Here is a 16,583-nt window from a genome sequence, read left to right as displayed (position 1 = left end):
GCACATGAATATTATTGAAGATATAAAGCACGCTTTCCGCCAGCCTAACAACACCCTGAAACAGCTTATTCTTATTAATGTTATTGTTTTTGTGGTGCTGCTGGTGTTGCGGCTGTTGCTGACATTTACGGTTGGACCGCATGCATACAACCTTGTGGTGAGCTTTATTGCCTTGCCGTCTCTTCCGGAAGCACTTTTATTTAAACCCTGGACCTTAGTTACCTACTTTTTTACGCACGAAGGCTTTCTGCATATAATTTTCAACCTGCTTAACCTGTATTGGTTCGGGCAGCTGGTGCGGGAGTACCTGGGCGACAAGAAGTTGCTGAGCCTGTATGTGTTAGGCGGACTGGTGGGCGGTATTTTATTTGTGCTGTTCTTTAACCTGGTGCCTTTCCTGTCGCAGCGGTTCCTGGGGCTGCCCATGATCGGGGCTTCTGCCAGCGTACTGGCTATTGTGGTGGGAGCGGCAACCCTGTTGCCCAACTATACATTCAACCTGATCCTGATCGGGCCTGTCCGGATTAAGTATATAGCGCTTTTCCTGGTAATTCTATCTATCTCGGGAGCTGTGGGCGATAACGCAGGTGGTAACATTGCGCACCTTGGTGGCGCTATTTTGGGGTGGGTGTTTGTAAAACAGCTCCAGCGCGGCAACGACCTGGGGCGGCCGATGCACGCCACCTTCGACTTTATCTCAAACTTATTCAAGCGCAGGCCAACCCTCAAGGTAACACACCGCCAGGGCAGTGGCGCCACCGCTGCCAGCAGGATGAATGGCAGCGTCTCCGGCAAGCCCAGCCAGAGCGAAATCGACCGCATCCTGGACAAAATCTCCAGCTCTGGCTACGAAAGCCTCTCCAAAGAAGAAAAGCAACGGCTGTTCCAGGCAAGCCAGAAAGATTAGGAGTTTGGGAGTTAGAGAGTTTGGGAGTTAGAGAGGTAGAAAGGTAGGGGTAGAAAGGTAGAATTGGTAGGGGTTGAACATCTTCAACCCTGTAACAGAAAGGCAGAGAGGTTGGGGGTACGGCTGTAGAGACGCAGTGCCCGGGTCTCCTGCACGAACCACAGACAAACCCAATCCTGTTATTCCTTAAATCATTTAATCGTGTTCAGACAAAAAGAATCACAAAAATCAATTAAATCACCGTTAATCAAAGGTTCAGACAAGCAGCAGAGGCTGTGGTGGCTGGTGCAGCAGAATAAAAATACCTAAAAACAGCAGAGGCGCTCCCCAAACTGGCAGCGCCTCTGCTGTTTTATTTGATAGAGCTTCAGCTTACGCTTTGGCAGTCATTTTGTCCAGGGCATCCATCACTTCTTTTACGTGTCCGCGGGATGTTTCCAGGAGTTGCTTCTCTTCGTCGTTCAGTTGCAGTTCGATGATTTTTTCGATACCGTTCTTGCCAAGAACAACCGGCACGCCCAGGTACACCCCATCAATGCCGTATTCGCCTTCCAGTTTCACACAAACCGGGAACACGCGGCGCTGGTCGCGTACGATAGCCTCTACCATCTGGGCAGCAGCAGAACCCGGTGCATACCAGGCCGAAGTACCCATCAGTTTTACCAGTTCGCCACCGCCATTTTTGGTGCGGTCCACAATGGCGTTCAGTTCCTGCTCGCCGATCAGCTCCGTTACCGGAATACCGCCAACGGTGGTGTAGCGCGGAAGCGGAACCATGGTGTCGCCGTGGCCGCCCATCAGCACCGCCTGGATATCTTTCGGAGAAACGTTCAGTGCTTCGGCCAGGAAGGCTCTGTAACGTGCCGTGTCCAGGATACCGGCCATACCCATCACCTTCGTCCGTGGCAGCTTAGAAGTGATGTGGGCCGCATAGGTCATAACATCCAGCGGGTTGGAAACTACAATGATGATGGCGTCGGGAGAGTGCTTGATCACATTCTCAGTTACCGACTGCACGATACCGGCATTTGTCGAGATAAGGTCGTCACGCGTCATGCCTGGTTTGCGGGGAAGGCCGGAGGTAATAACTACTACATCAGAACCTGCTGTGCGTGAATAGTCGTTTGTTACGCCAACAGTGCGGGTATCATACAGGTTAATAGGCGACTTTTGCCAGATATCAAGCGCCTTGCCTTCTGCAAAGCCCTCTTTAATATCCACTAATACTACTTCGTTCGCGATCTCGCGGTAAGCCAGCACATCGGCGCATGTTGCTCCTACATTGCCTGCTCCAACTACGGTTACTTTCATTTTCGGATATTCAGTTAAGGGTTCGTAAAATTGGTTAACTCCTGTAAATATTAGAAAAATATGCTATTAAACAAGGGGAGAAGGTATTTAATCTTTATCTTTTTGTGAATGCAAGCCCCAGAAAGTCACGCCAAAAGCAAGTACAGCCGTACCCGATGCCCTGTCAGGTTAGCTGCTCCTGCCACCACAGCCGCTGCGACCGCTGATGGTAGTGATTAAATGATTTTTATAGTTGTCTGAACCGCTGATTCGTGTGATTAAATTGATTTTTGTGATTATTTGTCTGAACAAGATTAAATGATTTAAGGAATAACAGGATTGGATTTGTCTCTGGTTCGTACAGGAGACGCGGGCACCGCGTCTCTACAGATCATAATGCCCAACGCTCTAATTTTCTGCGCTGCTGTTAAAGGGTTGAAAATGTTCAACCCCTACAAAATCTCTACCTCTCTACCTCTCTACCTCTCTACCTCCTAAACTCCCAAACTCCCAAACTCTCTAACTCCCCAACTTTCTAACTTCCAACACCCGTTCGGTTTTATCTGTTACTTTAAACCGGTTATCGAGCCGCTGCCCTACTACCCACACGATGGATTGCTCGGAGGTGAGTACCAGCACGTTTGGCTTCAGGTTGGCGGGTACTTTGCGGTCTATCAGGAAATCGCTGATTTTTTTCTTGCCGTTCATGCCCAGCGGTACAAACCAGTCGCCTTCCTGCCAGGGGCGGAGCTTGAGCGGGAATTTCAGCAGGTCGGCGTCCAGGGCTGCTACGTGCGGTTTGGTGTTTAGCTTGTACTGTGCCGCATCTACATACCGTAGCTGCAGGTGTACATGCGCTTCGTTTACTTCTGTCTGCCCCTCTGCTATGGCTACACTTCCGAAGGCACTCAGGTTTTTTGGTGTGATCACCAGCTGCGCCCGGTCCTTCACCAGCGTATGGGTGGGCGAGTCGAACTGCTTGCCCGAGATGCTCTCCAGCGCCTCCAGGAGCTCCAGCACAACCGGGTAGCTGAAATTGTATGGCTTCAGCAGCTCGTGCAGCACGACCGGCAGGCCGGTTGCCCCCTGCAGCGGCTCCAGCGAAATGTACACCGCTTCTGCTTCCTGGCGCATTGCTCGTTGCCCCAGTTCATCAATGTACCTGGCTACGATGGCTTCGGCCTGGCTTACGCGCTCGGCGGTCTGCTGCAGGGTCTCCTCCAGGTTCGGGTTTATTTCCTTTAGGGCCGGTATTACCTCGTGCCTGATTTTGTTGCGCTGGTACTTGGTGCTCAGATTGGAGCTGTCTTCGCGCCAGATGAGCTGCTGCTCCGTTACAAAATCGTAGATATCGTCTTTGGTGAGGGGCAGCAGGGGCCGGATGATGTTGCCGTTTCGGGGTTGTATGCCATGCAAACCGGCTATGCCGGTGCCTTTGGTAATGTTGAGCAATATGGTTTCGGCTACATCGTTGCTATGGTGCGCTGTGGCAACAAAATCGTACCCTTCCTGCTGGCGTACCTGCTCAAACCAGTGGTAGCGCAGCGCACGTGCTGCCATTTGTATTGAGAGCTTTTCCCGGGTCGCAAATGCACTGGTGCTGAAGTTTTCCGTAAAGAAAGGAACGCCGTACTTTTTGGCCAGCTTTTTGACAAATACCTGGTCGGCTTCCGACTCCTCGGAACGCAGCCCGAAGTTGCAGTGGGCAATGGCGAAGCTGTACTTCAGCTGGTGCAGCACTTCGCACAGCACCACCGAGTCGATGCCGCCACTTACGGCAGCCAGCATTTTGCTTTCGGGGAGGCAGAGGTGGTGCGTTTGTATAAAACCTAAAACTTTCTGGAGCATAGGAGAGGGCGTGGTGAATTTTTTATAATTTTGAAAGTTATTTCCTGTAAAGGACGGTTTGCTAAAAGCCCCGGGAACGGTAACACCTTGTTTTGCTTTATGAAATAGTCTTTTACCTTTTGTCAGTCACAAATGAAGATTACAAAGCTACTTTTTTCTGTTGTCTTTACGTTTATATCGTTTGCTGTTTTAGGGCAGCAGACGCAAAAAAGCAGGGTGGAGCTGCAGGGGGCCGATAGTCTGGTAGGAGGCGTTACGTACAACGGCGAAAAAATAACCAAGCTGCTGGGCAATGTAAAGTTCAAACAGCAGGACATGACGCTCTTTGCCGATTCGGTGTACCGCTACGTAGACAGGCAGGTGCTGGAGGCTTTCGGGCAGGTGCGGATGAACCAGGCCGATACTGTAACCATTACCGGCAGCCGCGCCACCTACGACAGCGACAAGCGTCAGGCCAACATAAGCGGCGGTGTGGTGATGCAGGACCCGAAAATGACCCTCACCACCCCCACGCTCGATTATAACCTGGATACAAAAGTAGCCACCTACACCGAAGGCGGAACCATTGTTGACCCCGAAAACCAGCTGCAAAGCCAGTGGGGAGCCTACGATACCAATACCAAGATTTTTACGTTCCGGCAAAACGTAAAAGTAACGACGGCGGACTATACCATCACGGCGCAGAACATGCGCTACAACACCGAATCCAAGATCGTTTATTTTGCGGGGCCAACCTTTATCAAAGGACAGCAGGGCGATTTGTATGCAGAGGAGGGTACCTACGATACGATCAAGAAGATTTCGCGCTTCGGTCGCAACGCTTACATTCTTACCCCGGAGTACCGGCTGGGCGGCGACCAGCTGTACTACGACCAGAACAGGGGCTATGGTTTTGCCCAACGAAATGTAACGCTGCGCTCGCTCAAAGACGACGTAACCATTCATGGCCAGACAGGGCGCTACTGGCGCGGCAGGGGGCTTGCAAAAGTCTATGGCAGCCCGGTGATGGAAACAATCCTGGACGGCGACACACTTTACCTGGCAGCCGATACGTTAATTTCGCGGGAGTCGCAGGTGCCGGAGATGCCCAGTATGCTGTTTGCGTTTCCGAATGTCAAAATATTTAAGAAAGACCTGCAGGGGGCCTGCGACTCGCTCAGCTATAACCGCACCGACTCCATTATGCACATGAACCGCAAGCCCATCCTGTGGAGCGATGCCAGCCAGCTGGTTTCCGATACCATCCATATCCAGCTGCGCAACAAGACCATCGATAGGATGTACATGTACAGCAATGCCTTTATAGCTTCGGAAGATTCGTTAAAGAACTACAACCAGGTAAAAGGGCGCGACATGGTTGCTTATTTCCAGGAAGGGAATATAAGACGGGTGAATGTAAACGGGAACGGGGAAAGCCTGTATTTTGTGCTGGAGGGAGATACCGCTGTGACAGGCATGAACAAAGCAATCTGCAGCGATATGGTGCTCAAATTCGCTGAAAAAGAACTTAAATCCATTTCATTTCTCGTGAACCCCGATGCCAGCCTGATTCCGCCGCATGAGCTGAAAGAAGAAGAAAAAACGCTGGAAGGTTTTAACTGGATGGGAGAGCTGCGGCCACAGCGGAAAGATATTTTTGCCAAACGTGTACCGGCCGCCAAGCCTAAAAAACAAACTAAACCGGCTGCCAGGCCCGCCACAAAACCGAAAAAGCCGGCTGCAACATCCAAAAAAACGGCGGCAGCTGCCAAGCCAGCAGCAAAGCCAGCTACTGCAACGCTTAAAAAACCTGCTGCAGCACCCACCAAACCCACTGCACCCGGAAGCGGCTTCAAAAAAGCGCCGGACAGGTAATGTCGTTCATTGTTGTAAATCAAACATATATTCTATAATTTTGCCCGTTCATGAATAAAGGCATTTTCCATACCCTTGTACTAGTATGCTTGTTGCTGCTGGCCGCTGGCTGCAGCAACTATCAGAAGCTTTTAAAAAGCACTAGTGTAGAAGACAGATATCAGGCAGCGCTGAAATACTACGAAAAAGAGGACTATTACCGGGCTAACCAGTTGCTCGAGCAGATTCTGCCGCTCATGGGTGGTCTTCCGGAAGGAGAGTATGCCCGCTATATTTATGCCAACACGCATTATAAGCAGCGCGAATACCTGCTCAGTGCCTACCAGTTCAGGCAATTTTATGAAACATACCCCCGGAGCCAGTATGCCGAAGAGGCTATGTTTCTGCATGCCAAGTCGGAATACATGAATGCGCCGGATTTCGAGCAGGACCAGACGCCGACCCTAACAGCGATAGAAGCCATCCAGGAATTTATGACCCGCTACCCGGAGTCCGGATTAATGGAAGAGGCAAATGCCATGCTGGAGGACCTGAACGTTAGGCTGGACCGGAAAGCATTTAACAGTGCCCGCTTATATTACCAGTTGCGTTATTACAACTCGGCAGTGGTAGCCCTGACAAACTTTCTGAACGAACACCCTGCGTCTCCTTACGGCGAGGAAGCCGCTTTTTTAAGATTAGATGCCCAGTATCGTTATGCACAGGAAAGCGTACTAAGTAAGCAGCAGGAGCGCTTTATGGAGGCAGTCGATTTCTACCAGAGTTTTATCGACCAGTATCCGAACAGCAAATACCTGCGCGATGCCGAACAGGTGTATAGCAACGCCCTATCCGAACTGGATAAGTTAAAACAAACCACAGCAACAAAAAGCAATTTATAAAATTACATATATGGCAGCAGTTCCATCATCCATCGTTACCCGAAACATGGCCGATTTTGCAAAGCAAACAGGCAATGTCTATAAATCAGTAGCTGTTATCTCCAAAAGAGCAAACCAGATTTCTGTGAAGCTGAAAGAAGAGCTAAGCTCTAAACTGGCTGAGTTCGCCACTACGGTAGATAACCTGGAAGAAGTTTTCGAGAACCGGGAGCAGATCGAAATATCCAAATACTACGAGCGCCTTCCCAAGCCTACCAACCTGGCGGTAGAGGAGTTCCTGGAGCACAAAGTATATGTGCGTACGCCTGATTCAGAAACCGAGGAAAAATCATTCTAGTACCGGATGCTCCGGGATAAAAAAATTATTGTTGGTGTTTGCGGTAGTATAGCTGCGTATAAAGCAGCCGTACTGGTACGCGAACTTATAAAAGCAGAAGCAGAAGTACAGGTAATCCTGACCACTTCTGCTTCTGCTTTTATAACGCCCCTTACACTGGCTACTTTGTCTAAACGCCCGGTGCTGAGCAACTTTGTGCAGGATGAGCGGGGCGTCTGGAGCAACCACGTAGAGCTTGGCCTCTGGGCCGATGCGCTGGTGATAGCGCCTGCCAGCGCCAACACGGTAGCTAAATTTGCTGGCGGCTTTTGCGATAACCTGCTTAGTGCCGTCTACCTCTCGGCCCGCTGCCCTGTTTTTCTGGCGCCCGCCATGGACCTGGATATGTACCGGCACCCGGCCGTGCAGGCCAATTTTACAAAGCTGCGGGGGTACGGTAATCATATTATAGAAGCCACGCACGGCGAACTGGCCAGCGGCCTGGTGGGGCAGGGGCGCATGGCGGAGCCGGAAGAGATTGTGCAGGTGCTTCAGAACTTTTTTACAGACAGTGGAAAAATCGTTTAACGGCCTGAACGTATTGCTAACCGCAGGCCCTACCTACGAGCCAATCGATCCGGTGCGGTTTATCGGGAACCACTCTACCGGTAAAATGGGTTATGCTTTAGCAGAATGCTTTGCCAGCCACGGGGCGAAGGTGCAACTTGTTTCCGGACCAACAAACCTGAAAGCGCAGCATCCTGCCATTACGGTTACACCCGTTACCACTGCCGACGAAATGTACCAGGCCGTGCAAGCCTTGGCACCCGATGCTGCTGTGTTAGTGTTTGCTGCTGCCGTAGCCGATTACAAGCCGAAAGTAGTAGCGGACAAAAAAATAAAAAAAGAGGGCGACGACATGACAATAGAGCTTGTCCGGAACGTTGATATAGCAGCGGCCCTTGGTAAAACGAAGAAGGAAGGGCAGTTTTCGGTTGGCTTTGCCCTGGAAACAGACAACGAAAGCCGGAATGCCCGTCAGAAACTGGAAAAGAAAAATTTAGACATGATCGTGCTGAACTCCCTCAACGATCCGGGGGCCGGTTTCAGGCACGACACAAACAAAATAACCATAATTGAACGGGATGCCACCACTGCTTTTGAGCTGAAGCAGAAAAGCGAGGTGGCACAGGATATTGTAAACCTTATTTGGGAGCGCTTACATGCTTAAGAAAGTACTTGTTTTACTGTTGGTGTTGGTAGCAGCTGTGCGTGTACATGCACAGGAGCTGCAGTGTGATGTGGTGGTGAACAGCGAGCAGGTGCAGTATACCGACCGGACGTTGTTTGCCGATATGCAGAACCGCATTTTCGAGTTCATGAACAACCGCCGCTGGACCGACCAGACCTACAGCACCGAAGAACGCATCAAGTGCCGCCTGCTAATCAACCTGACCGAGATGCCCGAAATCGGGACTTTCAGGGCCAATGTGCAGGTGGTGTCGGTAAGGCCGGCGTATGGCACCGGCTACGAGAGCACTCTCTTCTCTTTTATCGATAAAGAATGGCTGTTCCAGTTCAACACGGCGCAACCCCTCGACTTTGCCGAAAACAGCTACACCTCCAACCTGTCGTCGATGCTGGCCTTTTATGCCTACATGATCATCGGGATGGACAACGACAGCTTTAGCCGATTAGGAGGGGCGCCTGCTTACGACAGGGCCAGGAGCATTCTCAATTTAGCTGCCTCGCAGGGAGCCAACTACCCGGGCTGGAAAGCCTTCGAGGGGAACCGCAACCGCTACTGGATGATCGACAACCTGCAGGACCCGCAGTTTGTTCCGTTCCGCGAAGGTATCTATAACATGCATCGCCAGGGCCTCGACCTGATGATCGAAAGCCCGGAGAAAGCGCGTAAGTCGGTGTTGGGGACGTTGGAGGCGATCCAGAAGCTGTCGCAGTTAAAGCCGGGAGCGGCGGTAATCCGGTCGTTCTTCGATGCCAAGTCCGATGAGCTGGTGAACATGTTCAAAACGGCTGCCCCTGCCGATAAACAGGCGGCCTACGCCATTCTTTCGCAGGTAGACCCCACCAACAACTCCAAGTACGAAGTGCTGCTCAAGCGCTAACCTTTCCGAATCTCGCGGAAAGCCCGTATCTTCACGTGGGGTAGCCGCTGCTGCCCCTGAATAAGAAACAACATGGGAAAACGCCAGATCCGGGTCCTAAGAAAAAACGTTCCAGACCAGCTTCCTCACCTGCAGCAACAACCGCTGGTGCAGGTAATATTGCGCTCCAAAGCTGTTTACCAGGGCAGGATCAGAAGATTTAACCTGGATAAACTGGAGCTGATGGACAGGCGCAGTATCCGGCATGTGGTGCCTCTGGAGCAAATTGATGAAATTATTTACGATAAAGAAGCGGCATTTTAACCTATGCTGGTAGATCTCAAAATAAAAAATTACGCCCTGATAGAGCAACTGGAGATGCACCCCTCGCCGTTGCTCAACATTATTACCGGCGAAACGGGAGCAGGTAAATCCATTATGCTGGGCGCCATAGGGCTGCTGATGGGCAACCGTGCCGATAGCAAGCTGCTGTTTAACCAGCAGGAGAAGTGCGTGATAGAGGGGGTGTTCGATATTTCCTCTTACAACCTGCAGGAAGTTTTTGCAGCCGAAGACCTGGACTTTGATAACCAATGTATCCTGCGGCGGGAAATCAGCCCCAGCGGCAAATCGCGCGCGTTTGTAAACGACACGCCGGTAACGCTGGACGTGATGCGCAGCATCGGCGATAACCTGATGGACATCCACTCGCAGCACGATACCCTGCAGCTCGGCGATACCAGCTATCAGCTCAACATCCTGGATGTGTATGCCGGCAACACCTCGCTGGATATTTACGCAGGCAATACCACCTACCTGAAAGATTACAACGAAGCTTACCGTCATTACAAAAAACTGGAATCGGCTTACCGCAAGCTGCAGGACCAGCTGGCGCAGTCGCAGAAGGAGCTGGATTACCACTCGTTCCTGCTCAACGAACTGGACGAGGCAAAGCTGGAGGCAGACGAACAGGACGCGCTGGAGGCAGAGCTGAAGGAGCTGGAAAATGCCGAAGATATCAAACTAAAGCTGACCCAGGCGGTGCAGTACCTCACCGAATCGGAGTTTAACATTACTTCTGCTTTAAAAGACACGGCTTACCTGGTGGGGCAGCTGGCCCAGTTCTCGTCGAAATACGAAGAACTGCGCAGTCGCACCGAGAGCTGCATGATTGAGCTGGTTGATATTGCCGGAGAACTCGAAGACGCCGAGCGAAAAACAGAAGCAGACCCTGCGCGCGCGGCAGAAGTGCATGAACGCCTCAACCTGCTCTACACGCTGCAGCGCAAGCACCAGGTAAAAACGGTTGCCGAACTCCTGGCTATCCAGGAAGAGCTGGAGCAGAAGGTAAACAGCGTGTTGAATATCGATGCCAGCATTGCCGAAACCAAAAAAGCCATGGCAGCCGCCGAGCAGGTCGTGCTGGAGAAAGCAAAGCTGTTATCGGAGCGGCGGAAGTCGGTGTTCGGTAAATTTGAGAAGGAACTGTACAGCCTGCTGGCGGAGCTGGGCATGCCCAATGCCCGCATCGTGATCCAGCACACTGCCACAGCGCCTTCTGCTACCGGTACCGATGAAATCAGCATCCTGTTCAGTGCCAACAAAGGCGCAACCCCACAGAGCCTGGTAAAAGCAGCCTCGGGCGGTGAATTTTCGCGCCTGATGCTGAGCGTGAAGTACATGCTGGCCGATAAAACTGCCCTGCCTACCATTGTGTTTGATGAAATAGACACGGGTATTTCCGGGGAGGTGGCCGTAAAAGTGGGCCGTATGATGCAGCAGATGGCGCAGAAGCACCAGATCATTGCCATTTCCCACTTGCCACAGATCGCAGCCCAGGGCAACTCGCATTACTTTGTATACAAGCACGACCTGGAAGAGCGCACCGTAAGCCGTGTTAGGAAACTGGATGCCGAAGAACGTGTAAATGAGATCGCCCACATGATTGCCGGTGCCAATCCGAGCGCAAATGCATATCAAAGTGCAAAGGAATTGCTTTCGCTATAAAGAGTTTTACTATATTGCTGTCCTGTTTCTGAAAACAGGAGCAAACGCAAAAAAGGCAACTAAAAAATATACATAAAGATATGTCCTATAATTTACTTAAAGGAAAGAAAGGAATCATATTCGGCGCACTGGACGAAAAGTCTATTGCCTGGAAAGTAGCACTTCGTGCAAAGGAAGAAGGCGCTGAGTTTGTACTCACCAACGCGCCAATGGCCATGCGCATGGGCGAGATTAAAAAGCTGGCAGAACAATGCAACGCAGAGGTAATTCCTGCTGATGCAACTTCAGTAGAAGACCTGGAAAACCTGTTCACCAAAGCGCAGGAAATCCTGGGTGGCAAAATTGACTTCGTGCTGCACTCCATTGGCATGAGCCCCAACATCCGTAAAGGCAGAACATACGGCGACCTGAATTACGAGTGGTTCCTGAAAACGCTGGACATATCGGCCCTCTCTTTCCACAAAGTAATGCACGTGGCCGAGAAGCAGGATGCCCTGAACGAGTGGGGATCTATTGTAGCCTTGTCGTATATCGCAGCCCAGCGTGTGTTCCCTGACTACACCGATATGTCGCAGGCGAAAGCCGTGCTGGAGTCGATAGCCCGCAACTATGGCTACCGCTTAGGAATGCAGAAAAAAGTGCGCGTAAATACCATTTCACAGTCACCGACCAAAACGACTGCCGGTACCGGTGTGGGTGGTTTCGATGCGTTCTATGAATATGCCGATAAAATGTCGCCGCTGGGCAACGCTTCTGCCCAGGAGTGTGCCGACTACTGCATCACGCTCTTCTCCGACCTCACCAAAATGGTAACCATGCAAAACCTGATGCACGATGGCGGCTTCTCGAGCATGGGTATCTCAGAAGGCATCGTGGAAATGATCAGCAAGTAATGTGCTGATTTTTTAATGTGCTGCTGTGCTATTTGAACAGCAGCAAGAACAGAAGAGGCTGCTCCGGTTTGGGGCAGCCTCTTCTGTTTTTGCCAAAGGAATGAGGAACAGCTGTGGCTGTGGTGGCAGGTGCTATGCTGTTTTTTTGTGCTGCAGTGGTGCAAATTTATTTACTGCGCCTGCCACCACACCCGCTGCTGCTTAGCCTGCACTGTTTAGCACATCAGCACATTAAAAAATCAGCACATTGTCATTCGCCATCCTCCCGGTGCGTGGTAGCAATATCAAAGGCAGGAATACAGACAGACCAGTATTCGGTTTCTTCGTCAAAAGGATTTGAATAGCGCACGCGGGCACCGGCTTTAACCAGTATGGTTTCGCCGGCATTTACCTCTACTTCCTCGCCATCCACCTCCACTAATTGTTTGCCTCTTATTACGATGGATATTTCGTCAAATTCGGGTGTCTGATGCGGCTCGCCCCAATGAGGCGGCGCTATCATGTGTGCCACACTAAAACCGGGGGTGTGGGTAGAGGCATAACCAAAATGCTCTTCAATTAATTTCCCATCGGTGGTGGGCACTTTAAAGGGTTTGGTTTGCTTGGTGTACTTCTTTTCAGTCACGGTATGTTTGTTTTCAGTATTATGGTGTTTCTTGGTTCGTTTCGGCACAGGCGCCTTCTTCGTAGGAAGTTACCCCTGCCCGGTCTGCTTCGCAGGCATTGCCGTAGGTTTTCCCGTCGCAGCCGCACACCGGCTTGTATTCTGCCGTGCAGATTTTATCAGGATCTATTTTGCTTTCGTCGATGCAGTTTGTTTCGGCGTTGTCGCAGCCGGAAGTGCTGCCGAGGACAACAAAAAGGACTGCCAGAATAAAGTTAATTTTCATGGTGCATTCAGAAGTATAGTGTTTTGCTATATACGGATAAGTTGTTTCTAATGCATCAAAAAAATACGAAAAAGCTTGCTGCTGTTTCCTTCGCAGGGCAGGTCATGCATTTTTTAACCAAGTAAAGCTGTTGCCGTATGTTAACTGATGACATAAAATCGTAACAAATCGGGGGCAGTAGGGTATAAGTCTATCTATCGCCAACCCGGATCAAACAACAAAAAATAACATCATGAACGACGACAAAGGAAAAATTCTGCTGGCAACACTGGCAGGTATTGGCGCAGGCATTGTAGCAGGCGTATTGCTGGCACCGGATAACGGGCGCCTCACCCGCGATAGCTTAAAGAGCAGCTTTACAAAAGCAGGCAAAGACCTGGAGCGGACGATGAAAAAGTGGATGGACAGCCTCGAAAAAAGAAGAGTGACAGAGCCTGGCAGCAGCCTGGTGATGCACGGCTCCTGGGACGACGTAAAAGGCCAGCTAAAACAAAATTACGGTGAACTTACCGAAGACGACCTGCTGTACGAAGAAGGTCAGGAAGACGAGTTGTTCGGGCGTTTGCAGCGTAAGCTGGGAAAAACCAAAAATGAAATAGTAAAGCTTATTTCCGATTTATAAGATACCGGCAACAGCATAAGAGCTCAGCTGCTAACAGGCTGGGCTTTTTTATATTTTTTAAAAGTGTATGAAAATATTCTGTTTTATAGATATAACTTAATACATTGCTTCCACGTTATACGAAATAATAATCAACTAAGAACTAAAAGATAACTTATCATCAATTCTAATCACTTCAAAACTATGAGAGACAATAGCGGAAAGATTATATTGGCTTTATTGGCAGGAGCCAGTGCCGGTGTTATAGCAGGTTTGCTGATGGCCCCGGATACTGGTGAAGCAACCAGAACCGGTGTGAAAAAGTGGGCTTCCAAGCTTAGCAAAGATCTTGAGAAAAACCTTCAGGCAGGTCTGGATGAAATCAAAAACATGAGCAGCGATGTAATGGATAACCTGAACAAAAAAGCTGCTTCTGTTACAGGTAATGGTGGTGCTTCTACTGGAGCTACTTCTGGTACAGCATCTACCACAACAGGTGCCGGCACTGCTTCTACATCTACCGGCGCTACAGGCGGCGGTGGAACTGCTGCTGGTCCGCGTACTGGTGCAGGTGCATAATTTTTAATCGGGACAATTTATTGTATCCGTTACTGGCTTTAAATATTTTTAGCCAAAAGTAAGAGTCTGCTTCAGGAGGAGCAGACTCTTACTTTTTAGTAACTTAATGTCGCCTGAAAGTTCAACTTTCGGCATTGTCTCCCGTTAATATAGAACCCCGTACCCAGGTGCGGCGGAAGTATGAAAACAAAACCTGAAAATAATAAAAGCAAACGCGTATGGAAATAAGATCATTAGGGGAATCAAAAGGAAATTATACAAACTCCTCAGTTCGCCAGTTCAAACAAAGAGACACTCATATGCATTCTGATGCCAGCGAAGGCAGCAGCGGAAGTGGTAAGTTGGCAGTCGGGCTTTTGGCTGGCGCCAGTGTTGGCATACTCGCCGGCATGCTGCTGGCACCGGAAAGAGGTAGAGAAATGCGGAAGCAGATTGCAAACTCCGCAGCTAAAGTGGGCGACCAGATGAATAAGGCCATGGCTACCTACAAAGACAAAATGAATTCCTGGACCGGGAGACGAGCCCATGAGGCGCCACCATCCAACCAGGAACTGAACGGACCTGCAAACAGAAGCACTACTGCAGGATCGGGTACAGTAGACAAACATGTGCTGTAAACAGAACGGCTGAAAAAAGAAAAGGAGAAAGGCTGCAGGTCATGCAGGCTTTCTCCTTTTTTTATTTTCAGGAATTGACAGGTTAATCTGCTTTCTCCGGTTTCATTTGCGGGAAGAAGAGCACGTCCTGGATAGAGTAGGAGTTGGTCATGATCATGGCCAGGCGGTCGATACCAATGCCAAGTCCTGCGGTTGGCGGCATGCCGTACTCGAGGGCGCGCAGGAAGTCTTCGTCCAGCACCATCGCTTCTACGTCGCCACGTTTGCCCAACTCCAGCTGCTCTTCAAAGCGGGCGCGCTGATCGATCGGGTCGTTCAGTTCGGAGAAGGCGTTGCAGATTTCCTTGCCGTTGCAGATAGCTTCGAAACGTTCAACCAAACCCGGCTTGCTGCGGTGTTTCTTGGCCAGCGGGCTCATCTCTACCGGGTAGTCCGTAATGAAAGTTGGCTGGATAAGGTAAGGCTCGCAAGTCTCTCCAAAAATCTCGTCTATTATTTTGCCTTTGCCCAGTTTCGGATCGATGCGGATGCCCAGCTTCTCTGCCGTTTCTCGGAGCTGCGGCTCTTCCATTTCAGAAATATCAATTTTGGTGAAGTGCTCGATGGCTTCGAACATGGTAAAGCGTTTCCAGGGACGCTGGAAGTCGATCACGTTGTCGCCTACCTGCACTTTGGTGGTGCCATGCAGCGCCATTGCTACTTTCTCTACCATCTCTTCCACCAAATCCATCATCCAGTTGTAATCTTTGTAGGCAACATACAGTTCCACCTGCGTGAACTCCGGGTTATGGAAGCGGCTCATGCCTTCGTTGCGGAAGTCTTTGGCAAACTCGAACACGCCATCAAAACCACCCACAATCAGGCGCTTCAGGTACAGCTCATTGGCAATGCGCAGGTACAGCGTCATGTCCAGCGTGTTGTGGTGCGTTTTAAACGGACGGGCAGCGGCGCCACCGTACAGCGGCTGCAGGATAGGTGTTTCCACTTCCAGGTAGCCTTTGTCGCTCAGGAAGCTGCGCATGGTGTTTACCAACTGGGTACGTTTCTTAAAAGTATCACGCACGTGCGGGTTTACGATCAGGTCTACGTAGCGCTGGCGGTAACGCAGTTCCGGGTCGGTGAAACCGTCGTGTACTACTTCGTTTCCGTTTTCGTCTATTTCACGCTTTACAATGGGCAGTGGCTTCAGCGACTTGGTGAGCAGCTTCAATTCGGTTACATGCACCGATGTTTCGCCCACCTGTGTTACGAACGCGTATCCTTTTATGCCGATAAAGTCACCGATGTCCAGCATTTTCTTGAACACGGTATTGTACAGGTCCTTATTTTCGCCGGGTGCAATATCGTCGCGCGACACATAAATCTGGATGCGGCCCGAGCTGTCCATGAGTTCGGCGAAAGAGGCTTTGCCCATGATGCGGCGGCTCATCAGGCGGCCTGCCAGGCTCACTTCCTGGTAGGTGTTCTGTTCCTTATCGAAATTTTGCTTTATTTCTTTGGCAGTGGCAGTAACTTCAAATAGCTCGGAAGGGTAGGGGTTGATCCCCAATTTTTCGAGCTCTTCGCGCTCGTGGCGTCTGCGTAGTTCCTGTTCGCTCAGTTGCATTGCGTTGTCTACTAGGTTGGATGGATAAATAAACCGCAAAATTGATAAATATTCGGGAGCTTTTAAAGTTTATTAGTTATTAGTTGTTGGTGACTTTGTTGCAACGGATATAAGAAGGGGATATAGCTTGATTAAAAAGTAGAGTTGTAGCGTATCTTAGAAGCGACCAAACTTTTAAGAAGCGAT

Annotated in this window: 18 protein-coding genes; 13 read left to right on the top strand and 5 right to left on the bottom strand. The window is 50.3% G+C overall.

What is annotated here, in order from left to right; translation table 11 throughout:
- Nucleotides 1–4: 4 nt before the first annotated feature.
- Nucleotides 5–907 (top strand): rhomboid family protein, encoded by a 903-nt coding sequence (locus tag DCW36_RS20625; protein WP_114781643.1) that lies wholly within the window; start codon nucleotides 5–7, stop codon nucleotides 905–907.
- Between the two features lie 372 nt (nucleotides 908–1,279).
- Here the strand turns inward: DCW36_RS20625 and mdh are convergent, their stop codons facing one another.
- Nucleotides 1,280–2,218 carry a malate dehydrogenase gene (mdh, locus tag DCW36_RS20620; RefSeq protein WP_114781642.1) on the bottom strand — a complete coding sequence of 313 codons (939 nt, stop codon included), beginning with the start codon at nucleotides 2,216–2,218 and terminating at the stop codon, nucleotides 1,280–1,282.
- A 498-nt stretch (nucleotides 2,219–2,716) separates the two neighbouring features.
- On the bottom strand, nucleotides 2,717–4,045 hold the full coding sequence (tilS, locus tag DCW36_RS20615; RefSeq protein WP_114781641.1) for a tRNA lysidine(34) synthetase TilS: 1,329 nt from the start codon (nucleotides 4,043–4,045) through the stop codon (nucleotides 2,717–2,719).
- Between the two features lie 132 nt (nucleotides 4,046–4,177).
- Here tilS and DCW36_RS20610 point away from each other — a divergent pair, with 132 nt between their 5' ends.
- The 9 genes from DCW36_RS20610 (at nucleotide 4,178) to DCW36_RS20575 (ending at nucleotide 12,104) form a co-directional block, all read left to right on the top strand.
- Nucleotides 4,178–5,899: an OstA-like protein gene (locus tag DCW36_RS20610; RefSeq protein ID WP_114781640.1), complete on the top strand. Its 1,722-nt coding sequence runs from the start codon at nucleotides 4,178–4,180 to the stop codon at nucleotides 5,897–5,899.
- A gap of 50 nt (nucleotides 5,900–5,949) precedes the next feature.
- Nucleotides 5,950–6,780, top strand: a complete 831-nt coding sequence (locus DCW36_RS20605; protein ID WP_114781639.1) for an outer membrane protein assembly factor BamD — start codon at nucleotides 5,950–5,952, stop codon at nucleotides 6,778–6,780.
- Nucleotides 6,781–6,790: 10 nt separating this feature from the next.
- A complete protein-coding gene (locus DCW36_RS20600; RefSeq protein WP_114781638.1) occupies nucleotides 6,791–7,117 on the top strand; it encodes a DNA-directed RNA polymerase subunit omega in 327 nt (108 codons plus the stop codon).
- Between the two features lie 6 nt (nucleotides 7,118–7,123).
- On the top strand, nucleotides 7,124–7,684 hold the full coding sequence (locus DCW36_RS23005) for a flavoprotein (RefSeq protein WP_317127259.1): 561 nt from the start codon (nucleotides 7,124–7,126) through the stop codon (nucleotides 7,682–7,684).
- Nucleotides 7,668–8,327, top strand: coding sequence for a bifunctional phosphopantothenoylcysteine decarboxylase/phosphopantothenate--cysteine ligase CoaBC (gene coaBC, locus DCW36_RS23000; RefSeq protein WP_317127258.1), 660 nt, complete (start codon nucleotides 7,668–7,670; stop codon nucleotides 8,325–8,327). The genes DCW36_RS23005 and coaBC overlap by 17 nt, the downstream gene beginning before the upstream one ends.
- Nucleotides 8,320–9,225 (top strand): type IX secretion system protein PorD, encoded by a 906-nt coding sequence (porD, locus tag DCW36_RS20590; protein WP_114781637.1) that lies wholly within the window; start codon nucleotides 8,320–8,322, stop codon nucleotides 9,223–9,225. Before coaBC ends, porD begins: the two co-directional genes overlap by 8 nt.
- 72 nt (nucleotides 9,226–9,297) lie before the next feature.
- Nucleotides 9,298–9,528, top strand: a complete 231-nt coding sequence (locus DCW36_RS20585; protein ID WP_114781636.1) for a hypothetical protein — start codon at nucleotides 9,298–9,300, stop codon at nucleotides 9,526–9,528.
- A gap of 3 nt (nucleotides 9,529–9,531) precedes the next feature.
- A complete protein-coding gene (recN, locus tag DCW36_RS20580) occupies nucleotides 9,532–11,211 on the top strand; it encodes a DNA repair protein RecN (protein ID WP_114781635.1) in 1,680 nt (559 codons plus the stop codon).
- Nucleotides 11,212–11,291: 80 nt separating this feature from the next.
- Nucleotides 11,292–12,104, top strand: a complete 813-nt coding sequence (locus DCW36_RS20575; RefSeq protein ID WP_114781634.1) for an enoyl-ACP reductase FabI — start codon at nucleotides 11,292–11,294, stop codon at nucleotides 12,102–12,104.
- 250 nt (nucleotides 12,105–12,354) lie between these two features.
- Here DCW36_RS20575 and DCW36_RS20570 read toward each other — a convergent pair whose 3' ends face one another.
- Complete coding sequence (locus DCW36_RS20570; RefSeq protein ID WP_114781633.1) at nucleotides 12,355–12,729, bottom strand: cupin domain-containing protein; 375 nt, start codon at nucleotides 12,727–12,729, stop codon at nucleotides 12,355–12,357.
- 19 nt (nucleotides 12,730–12,748) lie between these two features.
- Nucleotides 12,749–12,994, bottom strand: coding sequence for a Kazal-type serine protease inhibitor family protein (locus DCW36_RS20565; protein ID WP_114781632.1), 246 nt, complete (start codon nucleotides 12,992–12,994; stop codon nucleotides 12,749–12,751).
- A gap of 232 nt (nucleotides 12,995–13,226) precedes the next feature.
- Here DCW36_RS20565 and DCW36_RS22995 point away from each other — a divergent pair, with 232 nt between their 5' ends.
- The 3 genes from DCW36_RS22995 (at nucleotide 13,227) to DCW36_RS20550 (ending at nucleotide 14,791) form a co-directional block, all read left to right on the top strand.
- Nucleotides 13,227–13,616: a CsbD family protein gene (locus DCW36_RS22995; protein WP_114781631.1), complete on the top strand. Its 390-nt coding sequence runs from the start codon at nucleotides 13,227–13,229 to the stop codon at nucleotides 13,614–13,616.
- A gap of 183 nt (nucleotides 13,617–13,799) precedes the next feature.
- Nucleotides 13,800–14,174: a YtxH domain-containing protein gene (locus DCW36_RS20555; RefSeq protein WP_114781630.1), complete on the top strand. Its 375-nt coding sequence runs from the start codon at nucleotides 13,800–13,802 to the stop codon at nucleotides 14,172–14,174.
- 299 nt (nucleotides 14,175–14,473) lie between these two features.
- Nucleotides 14,474–14,791, top strand: coding sequence for a YtxH domain-containing protein (locus DCW36_RS20550; RefSeq protein ID WP_164891204.1), 318 nt, complete (start codon nucleotides 14,474–14,476; stop codon nucleotides 14,789–14,791).
- Nucleotides 14,792–14,873: 82 nt separating this feature from the next.
- Here the strand turns inward: DCW36_RS20550 and lysS are convergent, their stop codons facing one another.
- Nucleotides 14,874–16,397: a lysine--tRNA ligase gene (gene lysS, locus DCW36_RS20545; protein ID WP_114781628.1), complete on the bottom strand. Its 1,524-nt coding sequence runs from the start codon at nucleotides 16,395–16,397 to the stop codon at nucleotides 14,874–14,876.
- Nucleotides 16,398–16,583: the final 186 nt, after the last annotated feature.

The sequence above is a fragment of the Botryobacter ruber genome (assembly GCF_003347595.2).
Lineage (GTDB): Bacteria > Bacteroidota > Bacteroidia > Cytophagales > Hymenobacteraceae > Pontibacter > Pontibacter ruber_A.
This window is presented reverse-complemented; position numbering and strand designations above follow the sequence as displayed.

What these genes read in the sequence shown, in the direction of transcription:
- DCW36_RS20625 (WP_114781643.1), top strand. Translation starts at nt 5, where the DNA reads ATGAATATTATTGAAGATATAAAGCACGCTTTCCGCCAGCCTAACAAC.
- mdh (WP_114781642.1), bottom strand. Translation starts at nt 2,218, where the DNA reads ATGAAAGTAACCGTAGTTGGAGCAGGCAATGTAGGAGCAACATGCGCC.
- tilS (WP_114781641.1), bottom strand. Translation starts at nt 4,045, where the DNA reads ATGCTCCAGAAAGTTTTAGGTTTTATACAAACGCACCACCTCTGCCTC.
- DCW36_RS20610 (WP_114781640.1), top strand. Translation starts at nt 4,178, where the DNA reads ATGAAGATTACAAAGCTACTTTTTTCTGTTGTCTTTACGTTTATATCG.
- DCW36_RS20605 (WP_114781639.1), top strand. Translation starts at nt 5,950, where the DNA reads ATGAATAAAGGCATTTTCCATACCCTTGTACTAGTATGCTTGTTGCTG.
- DCW36_RS20600 (WP_114781638.1), top strand. Translation starts at nt 6,791, where the DNA reads ATGGCAGCAGTTCCATCATCCATCGTTACCCGAAACATGGCCGATTTT.
- DCW36_RS23005 (WP_317127259.1), top strand. Translation starts at nt 7,124, where the DNA reads ATGCTCCGGGATAAAAAAATTATTGTTGGTGTTTGCGGTAGTATAGCT.
- porD (WP_114781637.1), top strand. Translation starts at nt 8,320, where the DNA reads ATGCTTAAGAAAGTACTTGTTTTACTGTTGGTGTTGGTAGCAGCTGTG.
- DCW36_RS20585 (WP_114781636.1), top strand. Translation starts at nt 9,298, where the DNA reads ATGGGAAAACGCCAGATCCGGGTCCTAAGAAAAAACGTTCCAGACCAG.
- recN (WP_114781635.1), top strand. Translation starts at nt 9,532, where the DNA reads ATGCTGGTAGATCTCAAAATAAAAAATTACGCCCTGATAGAGCAACTG.
- DCW36_RS20575 (WP_114781634.1), top strand. Translation starts at nt 11,292, where the DNA reads ATGTCCTATAATTTACTTAAAGGAAAGAAAGGAATCATATTCGGCGCA.
- DCW36_RS20565 (WP_114781632.1), bottom strand. Translation starts at nt 12,994, where the DNA reads ATGAAAATTAACTTTATTCTGGCAGTCCTTTTTGTTGTCCTCGGCAGC.
- DCW36_RS22995 (WP_114781631.1), top strand. Translation starts at nt 13,227, where the DNA reads ATGAACGACGACAAAGGAAAAATTCTGCTGGCAACACTGGCAGGTATT.
- DCW36_RS20555 (WP_114781630.1), top strand. Translation starts at nt 13,800, where the DNA reads ATGAGAGACAATAGCGGAAAGATTATATTGGCTTTATTGGCAGGAGCC.
- DCW36_RS20550 (WP_164891204.1), top strand. Translation starts at nt 14,474, where the DNA reads ATGCATTCTGATGCCAGCGAAGGCAGCAGCGGAAGTGGTAAGTTGGCA.
- lysS (WP_114781628.1), bottom strand. Translation starts at nt 16,397, where the DNA reads ATGCAACTGAGCGAACAGGAACTACGCAGACGCCACGAGCGCGAAGAG.